This window comes from Humibacillus sp. DSM 29435 (assembly GCF_001758225.1).
Taxonomy (GTDB): domain Bacteria; phylum Actinomycetota; class Actinomycetes; order Actinomycetales; family Dermatophilaceae; genus DSM-29435.
On the sequence record NZ_MAST01000052.1, the window covers coordinates 127,413 to 139,338 of the forward strand.

Sequence of the window (11,926 nt, forward strand, 5' to 3'; positions counted from 1 at the left end):
TCAGCGCGCGAACGCCCGCTCGATCAGCTCGGCCTGCTGGGCGGCGTGCTTCTTCGAGCTGCCCGTGGCCGGCGACGCCGATGCCTTGCGGGAGACAACCCGGATCGAACGCAGTTCACCCCGCTCGGACAGGTCGTCGTGCAGCCACTGCGCCATCAGCGGCCAGGCCCCCTGGTTTCGCGGCTCGTCCTGGACCCAGACGATCTCGGCTCCGGGGTGCTTGGCCACGGCTGCCGCGATCTCCTGGTCGGGAATCGGGTACAGCCTTTCGACCCTGATGATCGCCGTCTCGCGGTCGCCACGCTTCTCACGTTCGGCGTCGAGCTCGTGAACCACCTTGCCCGACGCGAGCAGCACCCTGGTGACGGTGTCGGTAACGCCGTCATGGTCGGCGAGCACCGGCTGGAAGCCTCCGGTCGTGAACGCCTCGACGGCACTGGCAGCAGCCTTGCTGCGCAGCATCGACTTCGGGGTGAAGACGATCAGCGGGGTGCGCGGGCGCGCGTAGGCCTGTCGACGCAGCAGGTGGAAGTACGACGCGGCGGTCGACGGGTAGGCGACGGTCATGTTGTTCTCGGCGCAGAGCTGCAGGTAGCGCTCGATACGCGCCGAGCTGTGGTCAGGGCCCTGGCCCTCGTAGCCGTGGGGCAGGAGCAGCACGACCGAGCTACGTTGCCCCCACTTCTGCTCCGAGCTGCTGATGAACTCGTCGACGATCGTCTGGGCCCCGTTGCCGAAGTCTCCGAACTGCGCCTCCCACAGCACCAGCGCGTCGGGCCGCTCGACCGAGTAGCCGTACTCGAAGCCCATCGCGGCGTACTCGGAGAGCAGCGAGTCGTAGATCCAGAACCGGGCCTGACCCTCGCCGAGGTAGAGCAGGGGGGTCCATTCCTCCCCGTCGTTCTTGTCGATGAGCACTGCGTGGCGCTGCACGAAGGTGCCGCGACGGGTGTCCTGGCCGGCGATACGAACCGGGGTGCCCTCCTTGAGCAGCGTGCCGAAGGCAAGCAGCTCGGCCATCGGCCAGTCGATGCCGCCGTCGCGCACCATCTGCGCCCGACGCTCCATCAGCTGTCCCAGCTTCGGGTGAATGGTGAAGCCCTCGGGTGGGCTGGTGAAGGTCTCGCCGATGTGCACGAGCTCGCTGAGCTCGACGCCCGTCCTGGTGGCCGAGCGGGTCGGGGCGGAGTCGTCGTCGATCTGGGCCTGGGGCTTCTCGAGACCGCGGTTGTCGGGCGCGTCGGAGTCGGTCGCCGCGTCGCTGCGGGTGGTGTCGGCCTTCTTGGCCGCCTTCGTCTCGATGAAGACCCGCTCGAGCTGCTGCTGGTAGTCGCGCAGCGCCGCCTCGGCGTCCTCCTGAGCCATGTCGCCACGACCGATGAGCGACTCGGTGTAGAGCTTGCGCACCGAGCGCTTGGCCTCGATGAGGTTGTACATCATCGGCTGGGTCATCGAGGGGTCGTCTCCCTCGTTGTGGCCACGCCGGCGGTAGCACACCATGTCGACCACGACGTCCTTGTTGAACTCCTGACGGAACTCGTAGGCCAGCTCGGCGACGCGTACGCAGGCCTCCGGGTCGTCGCCGTTCACGTGGAAGATCGGCGCCTGGATCATCCGGGCCACGTCGGTCGAGTAGACCGACGAGCGCGAGCTGCTCGGCGAGGTGGTGAAGCCGACCTGGTTGTTGACGACGACATGGATGGTGCCGCCGGTGCGGTAGCCGCGCAGCTGCGAGAGGTTGAGGGTCTCGGCCACCACGCCCTGTCCGGCGAAGGCCGCGTCACCGTGCATGAGCAGCGGCAGCACGGTGAAGCTCTCGCCACCGAGGTTGAGCCGGTCCTGCTTCGCGCGCACGATACCTTCGAGCACGGGGTTGACCGCCTCCAGGTGTGAGGGGTTGGCCGCCAGGTAGACCTTCGTCTTCGCGCCGTCCTCGGCCACGAACTCACCCTCGGTACCGAGGTGGTACTTCACGTCACCCGAGCCCTGCACGGAGTTGGGGTCGGACTTGCCCTCGAACTCGCGGAAGATCTGGCCGTAGCTCTTGCCGGCGATGTTGGCCAGCACGTTGAGGCGGCCACGGTGCGGCATCCCGATGCACACCTCGTCGAGCCCGTCGCTGGCGGCCCGGCAGAGGATCCGGTCGAGCAACGCGATGGCCGACTCGCCGCCTTCGAGGGAGAACCGCTTCTGGCCGACGAACTTCGTCTGCAGGAACGTCTCGAACGCCTCGGCGGAGTTGAGCCGGCGCATGATGCGCATCTGCTCGTCCTTCGAGGTCTTGGCGTAGGGCCGCTCGACCTTGTGCTGGATCCAGGCGCGCTGCTCGGGGTCTTGGATGTGCATGTACTCGATGCCGACGGTACGACAGTACGAGTCACGCAGGATGCCGAGGATCTTGCGCAGCTTGAGGAAGGGCACCCCGCCGAAACCGCCGGTGGCGAAGCTGCGGTCGAGGTCCCAGAGGCTGAGGCCGTGGGTCGTGACGTCGAGGTCGGCGTGGCGCCGCTGCTTGTACTCCAGCGGGTCGGTGTCGGCCATCAGGTGGCCGCGCACGCGATAGGCGCGGATCAGCTTCTGCACCCGAGCGACCTTGTTGATGTCGTCGTCGTGCGAGGAGTCGAGGTCCTGGCTCCAGCGGATCGGCTCGTACGGGATGCGAAGCGACTCGAAGAGCTCGTCGTAGAAGCGGTTGTCGCCGAGAAGCAGCTGGTGGATGACCCGGAGGTAGTCGCCGCTCTGCGCACCCTGGATGATGCGGTGGTCGTAGGTCGAGGTCAGCGTGAGGATCTTGCTCACCGCGTTGCGGTTGAGGGTCTCGGTGCTCGCCCCCTGCCACTGCGCCGGGTACTCGAGAGCGCCCACGCCGATGATGGCTCCCTGACCGGCCATGAGGCGCGGCACGGAGTGGACCGTGCCGATGCCGCCCGGGTTGGTCAGCGAGATCGTGGTGCCCTGGAAGTCCTCGACCGTGAGCTTGTTCGTGCGAGCCTTGCGCACCATGTCTTCGTAGGCGGTCCAGAAGTGCACGAAGTCCATCGACTCGGCCGACTTGATCGACGGCACCACGAGGGTGCGGCTGCCGTCAGGCTTCTGCAGGTCGATGGCGAGACCGAAGTTGACGTGGGCGGGCTGCAGGAGCGCCGGCTTGCCGTTCTGCTCGATGAAGCCGTTGTTCATCTCGGGCATCAGCTCGAGGGCCTTGACCATCGCGTAGCCGACGATGTGGGTGAAGCTGACCTTGCCACCTCGTGAGCGGGCCAGGTGGTTGTTGATCACGACCCGGTTGTCGATCAGCAGCTTGGCCGGGACGGCGCGCACGCTCGTGGCGGTGGGTACTCCGAGCGAGCTCTCCATGTTGGTCACGACGCGAGCCGTGGCGCCGCGAAGGGGTTTGACGACGGCGTCGTTCACCGGGCCCGACTCCTTGGGCTGGGGGATGTCGCGCGGCGTCCGAGCCGACTGCTCTGCGCGCGCGGCCGACGTCTCGGCCTTCTCGGCTGTGGCGGTGGTGGCGGCGGTGGGGCTCTTGGCGGCAGGTTCGGCCTTGGGCTGCGGGGCGGGTTCGGGCCGGTTTGCGGGAGGCGAGGACGGTTGGGCGCGCTGGCCGTTGCTCGCCGGCGCCGACGCCTGTCCGTTGGACGAACCGTGGTCGGCGCTCTTCTCGGCAGGGGCCGCGGCCGGCTTCACCACGCTGCCCTTGTCACGCGTGCTGTCCTTGTCGACCGTGCTGTCCTTGTCGACCGTGCTGCCCTTGCCAACCTTGCTCTGGTCGCCGTTCGACTCGCCGCCGTCCTGCGGCTGGTAGTCCTCGAAGAAGGCCCACCAGGCCTTGTCGACCGAGGACTTGTCGGTGAGGAATCGCTGGTAGAGCTCGTCGACGAGCCATTCGTTCGGCCCGAAGGATGCCATCGGGTCGCCGGTGGTGGACTGATCGGACACGGCGAATGCGCCTCTTTCGCTACAGGTGTGAGTTCTTGGCTATCCGAGCAGCCTAGCCCCGAATGCGCGTGTACCCGAGGAGGCCCGCGATGTCGAGTGCTTCTGCTCGTCGAAGGGTGCCGGTCGAGCTCGGACGGCCGTCAGCTGATGTCGGCGCGAAGGGTGCGCCAGGTGCCGAAACCGGCCATCACGGCCGCGTACGCCGTCAGCACGAGAGCGGCGGCCCACCACGAGAGCGTCGACGTGGTCGGTCCGCCGAAACCGCCACCGGACTCGAGCATGGCGCTGGTCGCCTGGCTCGGCAGGTAGGGCGTGATCTTGGCTCCCGTCTCCGTCAGGGAGATCAGGGTCCCGACGATCGGCTCGACGATCCAGGCCACGCCCACGGCGATCAGCAGCGCCGCCACCTGGTTGGGGATGAGGATCGCGACGCCGAGGCCGATGAGGGCCCACAGACCCAGTGCGAGCAACGAGAGCGCCAACGCGCGCCAGATCGAGCTGTCCGCGAACGGGGCGTGGCCCTTGGCGACGAGGATGGCGGTGCCACTGGACACCGACCCCGCCAGCGACAGCACTCCGTAGAAGGCTCCGATGACGAGCAACGCCAACACCTTGGCTCCCATGACGACACCGCGCCGTGGCTGCGCCAGGAAGGTCGACGTGATGGTCTTGTGTCGGTACTCGGAGCCGATCGTCAACACCCCGATCGAGAGGGTGAGCAGATAGCCGATCTGGATCGCACCGGTGAACACCGATTTCGCCAGCTGGGCGTCGTTGAGTGGGGCGCTCGGTGCTCCGCCCGGGCCGCCACGAACTGCGTCGCTGGTGAGCAGGAAGGCGAAGACGGCGGCGAAGGCCGCTCCCACGACGAACACGGCGATGGCCATGCCCCACCAGAGTCGGGTGGTGAAGAACTTGCGCAGCTCGGCGCGGATCGCGGCGGTCATCGCCGGTCCTCCTCGGGGTCGGGCGCGTTCAGCAGGGCCGGGTCGATCGGTGACCCGACGGGGGGTGGGAGGTTCGACGGCGCGCTCGACCCGTTGCCGTCCGCCGCCCCCCGGCCGTGCCCGAGGTCGTCGCCGAGGTTGCGGTTTCGGTTCTCGTCGCTCTCGGTGAGGTTGAAGAACAGCTCCTCGAGGTGGGTCTGCTCCGAGCGCAGCTCGTGGATCGACACGTCACTCGCGTGGGCGATGTCGCCGACCACGGCAAGGTCATCGACCGTCACCCGCAGACCGCCGTCCTTCGGGCGCACCGCGATGCCGCGACCCTCGAGCGCCGCCACGAGACGTTCCGGGTCGGAGGTCCGCACGAACGCGGTCGGCTCGCCGCGCAGCTCGGCCACGGTGCCCTGAGCCACCGCCTTGCCGTTGGCGATGATGACGACGTCGTCGACGGTCTGTTCGACCTCGGAGAGCATGTGGCTGGAGATGAGCAGGGTGCGACCCTCGTCGGCGAGGTGGCGCAGGAACCCGCGTAGCCAGCGGATGCCCTCCGGGTCGAGACCGTTCGCCGGCTCGTCGAGGATGATCACCCTGGGGTCGCCGAGCAGGGCGGCGGCCAGGCCCAGGCGCTGCCGCATACCCATCGAGTAGCCACCGGCTCGCTTGCGGGCTGCAGCCGGGATGCCGACCAGCTCGAGCAGCTCGTCGACGCGCCGGTCGGAGACTCCCGCCACGGCAGCCTGCACCCGGAGGTGGTCGCGTCCGGTACGGCCGGGGTGGAAGTTGGTGGCCTCCAGCGCCGAGCCGACGACCGTGAGCGGGTTGGGGATGTCGGCATAGCGGCGGCCGTCGATGGTGCCGGTTCCGGAGGTGGGTCGAACCAGGCCGAGCAGCATCCGAAGCGTCGTGGTCTTACCGCTGCCGTTCGGGCCGAGGAAGCCGGTCACCCGTCCCGGCTCGACGTCGAAGTTGAGGGCGTCGACGGCTGTGAACGAGCCGAACCTCTTGGTCAGCGCGCGCACCTGGATGAGACCGCTCATCGCCGACGTCGCCGACCCGCTGTCGGATCGCGCACTGGTCACCGTGGCTCCTCTCGACCCTCTCGCAGGGCCCGACTCGCCGACGGACCGCGGTCAACTCAACCACACGTGCCCCGGCAGACCGTGACACCGGCCACCGGTGAGCGACGGCGGCGCCGCTGCGACGTCGCGAGGCTGCCACCCACCGCGGGCACCGGTGCTCGAGGTGGCCGACCCTTGCCTATAGTTGGCGAACTATGACCGAATGGTTGCTGCTGCTCGGAGCGGTGCTCCTGACCGCCGGCACCACTGTCTTCGTGGCCGCCGAGTTCTCACTCGTCGCGCTCGACCGCCCGACCGTGCAGCGGGCCATCGACGAGGGTGACTCCAGGGCTCGAGTGGTGCTCCAGTCGCTGAAGCAGCTCTCCACCCAGCTCTCCGCCGCCCAGGTCGGCATCACGTTGACGACCCTCGTCGTCGGCTACCTGGCCCAACCGTCGATCGGGGCCCTGCTGAAGGCACCGCTGACCTCGCTCGGTCTGGGGGAGGGAGCGGTCGAGGCGGTGGCCAGCACGACCGCTCTGGTGCTCGCCACGATCTTCTCCATGGTGTTCGGCGAGCTGCTCCCGCAGTTCCTGGGCATCTCTGCCCCGCTCGCGACCGCGAAGGTGGTGGCGCTGCCCGTGCGGGTGTTCGCGACGATCGCGAAGCCGCTCATCATCGTGCTGAACGGCTCGGCCAACGCCTTCCTGCGGGCCCTCGGGATCGAGCCCCAGGAGGAGCTGTCCGGCGCCCGCACGCCGCAGGAGCTCGCCAGCCTCGTGCAGCGCTCGGCCGAGGCCGGCACCCTCGACGTGACGACCGCCCGGATGCTGACTCGCTCGCTCGGCTTCGGCGAACGCACCGCCGATGATGTGATGACCCCGCGGGTGCGCTGCACCGGCATCCACCGGGAGGAGTCGGCCGACGACGTGCTCCGCCTCGCGCGGCGCACCGGCCACTCGCGTTTTCCGGTGCTCGGTGACGACTGGGACGACATCGACGGTGTGGTGCACGTCAAGAAGGCCATGGCCGTGCCGCACGAGCGTCGCCGCGACGTGCCGGTGTCGGCGCTGATGTCTGACCGCCTCGTCGTGCCGGAGACGATCCGGCTCGACCCGCTGCTGCGGCAGCTGCGGGAGGGCGGTTTCCAGATGGCGGTCGTCGTCGACGAGTACGGCGGCACCTCCGGCATCGTCACGCTCGAGGACGTCGTCGAGGAGATCGTGGGCGAGGTGGCCGACGAGCACGACCGCACCCGACCGAGCGGCCGGGCCCTCGTCGACGGTTCGTGGACCGTGCCGGGGTTGTGGCGCCCCGACGAGGTGCGCGACGCCTTCGACGCCGACGTGCCCGACGGGTCGCGCTACGAGACGATGGGTGGCTTCGTGATGGAGCACCTCGGTCGGCTCCCGGTCGTGGGCGACGAGGTGAGCGTGCCCGGCTGGAGCATCACCGTGGCGGGGATGGACGGCCGCCGGGTCGAGCGGCTGCGGTTCACGCCGGCCTCCCCACCGCAGCCGCAGACCATCCGACCCGACGGCGGGGCCGACGCTGCTGCCGCGGAGGTCGCCCTCATCGAGGGTGAACCGACGGAACCGGATGCCGCGAAGGGCCCTCCGCGGGCGCGGCGAAGGCGACCTGAGGGCCGGTCATGAGCGGGTCATGGGTCTACTTCGTGTCCATCGTGCTGCTCTTCGGCAACGCGTTCTTCGTCGGCAGCGAGTTCGCCGCCATGGCTGTGCGGCGCTCAGCCCTCGAGCCGCTCGCCGATGCCGGGAGCAAGCGGGCCGGCATCTGTCTCGAGGCTCTTGAGCGGCTGGGTTCGATGCTCGCCACGGCCCAGCTCGGCATCACCGTCTGCTCGGTCGGTCTCGGCGCCCTGGCGGAAGAGGCTCTGCACCACCTGCTCGAGCCGGTCTTCCACTCGGCAGGCCTGCCCGACGCCGCCGCTGGGGCAGTCGCTCTCGTGCTGGCGCTGCTCATCGTCAGCTACCTGCACGTCGTCGTCGGCGAGATGATCCCGAAGAACCTGGCACTGGCGGGGCCCGAACGGGTCGCCCTGTTGCTCGTGCCCGCGCTCTACATGACCTCGCGGGCCCTGCGCCCGATCGTGCACGCGATGGAGGTGATCGCCAAGGGCCTGGTGCGCCGCTTCGGCATCGAACCCAAAGACGAGATCACCTCGGCCTTCACCGCCGAGGAGGTCGCCCAGATCGTGGGGGAGTCGCGCCGGGAAGGTCTCATCGAGGAGGAGCGTCACGGCCTGGTGGCCAAGACTCTGGAGTTCAGTGACAAGCTCGCGAGCGACGTGGCGGTGCCGACCTCCGCTCTGACGACCGTCGCCTTCGGGGCCACGCCGAACGACATCGAGAGGCTCGTGGCCAAGCAGGGCTTCTCGCGGTTCCCCGTGCGAGACGACTCGGGTGAGATCGCCGGCTACCTGCACCTGAAGGACATCCTCTACGCCGACGACGACCGGCACGAGCTACCCGTGCCGGCCAAGCGGATCCGGCGGTTGGCCACGGTTCGCGAGGAGGACGAGGTCGAGGACGTGCTCGCCACGATGCAGCTGACCGGTGCCCACCTCGCCCGGGTCATCGACCGTGCGGCCGTCGTGACCGGTGTCGTCTTTCTCGAGGACGTGCTCGAGGAGCTGGTGGGCGAGGTCACCGACACCACCCAGCGCTGAGCGTTGCCCCTGCGGGTCAGCGGCGCCGGTGCGGGTCAGCGGCGCCGGTGCGGGTCAGCGGGGGCGGAGCGCTGCACCGCCCGTGGCCCGGATGCCGTTCGGTGAGCAGGAGGGATCACATCGGGAGGCTGTCGAGGTAGGCCTGCCCGCGAGGAGCGAGCTCGTAGCCGACCTCGTGGCTGATGGTCAGGCCGAGCGCCTTGAGCTTGCGGATGTCGACCTTCATCGGCAGCAGGTCCACGTCGCGCACGGCGGCGAGCTCCTTCGACACGACGTGGGGGTGGTCGCGGATCCACTCGAGGGTCTGGCGGGTCCAGGGGCCGGTCGGCCGGGCGTCGAGGCGCGCGAGCCGGCTGGTGATGTCGGCCAGCTCGACGGCATCCGGCAGACGTTCTCGCAACGCGAGCCGAGGGTCCTCGCCCACCCAGCGCAGCCGGATGCGGTACACCCGCGTTCCGCCGCGGCCACCTCGTGCCGACGGCTTGCGGTCGGTGGGCGCCAAGAGCTTCTGCAGGGCCGACAGGTTCTTCAGCCCGGCCCGGTGGGCGTCGCGCTCGGTCAGCTTCGAGGGGTCCCGAACCTGGGTGACGGCATCGAAGCGTACGACCCCGGCGGGGGTGAGCTGCTCGCCACCCACCTTGACCCGAGGAGCGTCCCACCGGCGGAACGCCTGGCTCACGGCTCCGGTGCGGATGCCCTCGGCGACCGGTTTCGAGATGAGCACCCGCCCATGGTGGCAGAACGGGGCTCAACGGGCGCAGGCCGCTGGTTCACCGACGCCGCCTGCCGGCCAAGCCGCCTGGTGACCCTCGGTGACCCTCGGGCCAAGACCATTGGTGACCAGCGGTGGAAAACGGTGCCCCCGGCAGGATTCGAACCTGCGCTTCCGCCTCCGGAGGGCGGCGCTCTATCCCCTGAGCTACGGGGGCGGCAGCGCACTTTCGTGCGCCCGGTGAGGTTAGCAGCACTGCGTCGTGTTCGCGGAATGCGCCCGGCGAGAGGTCTGCGGCGCCCGTGCGTCTCCAGCGGCTCGCCGTAGACTCGGCGCATGGGGCCCGACCAGCTACGTCAGATCTTCTCTGACGTGGCCGCCCGTGCCGTCCGCGACGGGCTGCTGCCCGACGGGGCGCAGGCAGGCCCACCGGCCGGCCCCCTCTTTCGACCCGTCGACGCGCGCTCGGCCGGCGTCGTGGCCGACTGGGTCTCGCCGGTGGCCCAGCGGTGGGCTCCGCTGCTCGGGCTGGAGCCTCGACGCCTCGCCCGGGTGCTGGCGCAGGGGCTGACCGAGCAGGGCCCGATCGGGGCCGTCGAGGTGACACCGGCAGGCCTGCTGGCCATCACGCTCACCGATCTGAGCCGGGCCGAGGTCATCGACACCGTTCTCGCCGACGACGGATACGGCCTGGGCGCTGACGCGGCGGTCAGCGCTGCCCAGCTGCCGACCAGCACGGGCGATGACGCTCCGCTGCAGCAGGGCGACCCGCTGCGCTTCGTGCAGGAGGCCCACGCCCGGCTGTGCCGGGTGGTGCGCAACGCACAGGCGCTCGGCGTCAGCGCGCGAGCCGTGGGCCCTCGCGACTCGCTGACCCACGTCTCCGAGCGGCGGCTGCAGGTGGCCCTCGCCGACCTGCCCCAGCGGCTCGCGACCGGCGAGGGCAACCGTGCTCAACAGGTACGCGCCCTCACCGACCTCGCGGAGCTGTGCGACGCCAACCGCCATGCCGTGCGCCCGATGCTCGCCGACGCCGACGTCGAGCCTGTGCACGGCGTGCGTCTGGCCCTCGCGCAGGCCGCGGCCCGCGTCTTGCGCAATGGACTCGCCCGTCTGGGCGCCGCGGCCCCGGAGAGGATGTAGCCATGCACGCACACGAGGCCGGCGCGCTTCACGCGGAGGGCTACCGGGGGCCCGCCTGGCTGGCGTCGCCGGTCGATGTCAACGAGCTGGTGCCGTCGCTGTGGGCCACGTCGGTGCGTCGCAGCAGCGACGGAGTCCTCTCGGTGGGAGGGGTGGCCGCCGACACCATCGCTCGCGACTTCGGCACGCCCTGCTACGTCATCGACGAAGACGACTTCCGTTCTCGGGCAAGGGAGTTCAAGCAGACCTACGCCGAGGTCTTCGAGCCCCTGGGTGGCGCCGACGTGTTCTACGCGGGCAAGGCCTTTCTCTGCACCGAGGTGGCCCGCTGGGTGCACCAGGAGGGTCTGCACCTCGACGTCTGCTCGGGCGGCGAGCTCGCCGTCGCGATCAGGGCCGGGCTGCCCGGTGACCGCATCGGCATGCACGGCAACAACAAGAGCGTCGATGAGATCGAGGCGGCGCTACGTCACGGGGTGGCGCGCGTCGTGGTCGACTCGTTCGACGAGATCGAGCGGGTGTCGACCGTGGCCGCTCGGCTCGGGGTGGTCGCCCCCGTGCTGGTGCGTGTGACCGTCGGGGTGGAAGCGCACACCCACGAGTTCATCGCCACGGCGCACGAGGACCAGAAGTTCGGCTTCTCGCTGTCGAGCGGCGACGCCTTCGAGGCGGTTCGCCGCATCGCGGGCCACGAAGGCACCCTGCGGCTGCTCGGGCTGCACAGCCACATCGGCTCCCAGATCTTCGACGTCGCCGGCTTCGAGGTGTCGGCGCGGCGGGTCATCGGTCTGCACACACGAGTCGCGAACGAGCTGGGTCTCGAGCTGCCTGAGCTCGACCTCGGTGGCGGGTTCGGCATCGCCTACACGACCGAGCACGACCCCCTACCGCCGCGGCGGCTCGCGGCGGGGATGGCCGAGATCGTCGAGCGGGAGTGCCGCGCCGAGAACGTGCGGGTGCCGCGCATCTCGGTCGAGCCCGGCCGGGCCATCGCCGGCCCGAGCACGTTCACGCTCTACGAGGTCGGCACGGTCAAGATGGTCGCCCTCGACGGCGGCGCCTCCCGTGCGTACGTCTCGGTCGACGGCGGCATGAGCGACAACGTGCGCACGGCGCTCTACGACGCCAACTACTCGTGCACCGTCGCCGGCCGCGCCTCGCAGGCGCCTCCGATGCTGGCCCGCGTCGTCGGCAAGCACTGCGAGAGCGGAGACATCGTCGTCAAGGACGAGTTCGTGCCCAGCGACGTGCGGCCCGGCGACCTCATTGCCGTACCCGGAACGGGCGCCTACTGCCGCGCCCTGTCGAGCCAGTACAACCACACCCCCCGCCCGCCGGTGGTGGCGGTTCGAGGTGGCGCGGCGCGGGTCATCGTGCGGCGTGAGACCATCGACGACATCATCGCGCTCGACGTCTGACGACGACTTTTTCGTCGACG

The 11,926-nt window shown here is 69.8% G+C and carries 8 protein-coding genes and 1 tRNA gene; 4 read left to right on the top strand and 5 right to left on the bottom strand.

Going from position 1 to position 11,926, the window contains the following annotated elements:
• From BA895_RS20790 to BA895_RS20800, 3 genes are all read right to left on the bottom strand, one after another.
• Positions 1 to 3,942: a multifunctional oxoglutarate decarboxylase/oxoglutarate dehydrogenase thiamine pyrophosphate-binding subunit/dihydrolipoyllysine-residue succinyltransferase subunit gene (locus tag BA895_RS20790; protein ID WP_070193799.1), complete on the bottom strand. Its 3,942-nt coding sequence runs from the start codon at positions 3,940 to 3,942 to the stop codon at positions 1 to 3.
• Between the two features lie 140 nt (positions 3,943 to 4,082).
• Positions 4,083 to 4,889, bottom strand: a complete 807-nt coding sequence (locus BA895_RS20795) for an ABC transporter permease (protein WP_070193800.1) — start codon at positions 4,887 to 4,889, stop codon at positions 4,083 to 4,085.
• Positions 4,886 to 5,923, bottom strand: a complete 1,038-nt coding sequence (locus BA895_RS20800) for an ABC transporter ATP-binding protein (protein WP_070193859.1) — start codon at positions 5,921 to 5,923, stop codon at positions 4,886 to 4,888. The genes BA895_RS20795 and BA895_RS20800 overlap by 4 nt, the downstream gene beginning before the upstream one ends.
• Positions 5,924 to 6,159: 236 nt before the next feature.
• On the opposite strand from BA895_RS20800, the gene BA895_RS20805 reads away from it, so the two are divergent.
• Together BA895_RS20805 and BA895_RS20810 are read left to right on the top strand one after the other, a co-directional pair.
• A complete protein-coding gene (locus tag BA895_RS20805) occupies positions 6,160 to 7,599 on the top strand; it encodes a hemolysin family protein (RefSeq protein ID WP_083283613.1) in 1,440 nt (479 codons plus the stop codon).
• Positions 7,596 to 8,633 carry a hemolysin family protein gene (locus tag BA895_RS20810; RefSeq protein ID WP_070193801.1) on the top strand — a complete coding sequence of 346 codons (1,038 nt, stop codon included), beginning with the start codon at positions 7,596 to 7,598 and terminating at the stop codon, positions 8,631 to 8,633. The genes BA895_RS20805 and BA895_RS20810 overlap by 4 nt, the downstream gene beginning before the upstream one ends.
• Positions 8,634 to 8,748: 115 nt before the next feature.
• Here the strand turns inward: BA895_RS20810 and BA895_RS20815 are convergent, their stop codons facing one another.
• Together BA895_RS20815 and BA895_RS20820 are read right to left on the bottom strand one after the other, a co-directional pair.
• Positions 8,749 to 9,357 (bottom strand): hypothetical protein, encoded by a 609-nt coding sequence (locus tag BA895_RS20815; protein WP_070193802.1) that lies wholly within the window; start codon positions 9,355 to 9,357, stop codon positions 8,749 to 8,751.
• Positions 9,358 to 9,490: 133 nt separating this feature from the next.
• A tRNA-Arg gene (locus BA895_RS20820) sits at positions 9,491 to 9,562 on the bottom strand.
• A 119-nt stretch (positions 9,563 to 9,681) separates the two neighbouring features.
• Between BA895_RS20820 and BA895_RS20825 the strand changes: the two genes are divergently transcribed.
• Together BA895_RS20825 and lysA are read left to right on the top strand one after the other, a co-directional pair.
• Positions 9,682 to 10,488, top strand: a complete 807-nt coding sequence (locus BA895_RS20825; RefSeq protein ID WP_070193803.1) for a DALR anticodon-binding domain-containing protein — start codon at positions 9,682 to 9,684, stop codon at positions 10,486 to 10,488.
• 2 nt (positions 10,489 to 10,490) lie between these two features.
• Positions 10,491 to 11,906, top strand: a complete 1,416-nt coding sequence (gene lysA, locus BA895_RS20830; RefSeq protein ID WP_070193804.1) for a diaminopimelate decarboxylase — start codon at positions 10,491 to 10,493, stop codon at positions 11,904 to 11,906.
• The last annotated feature ends 20 nt before the right edge of the window (positions 11,907 to 11,926 follow it).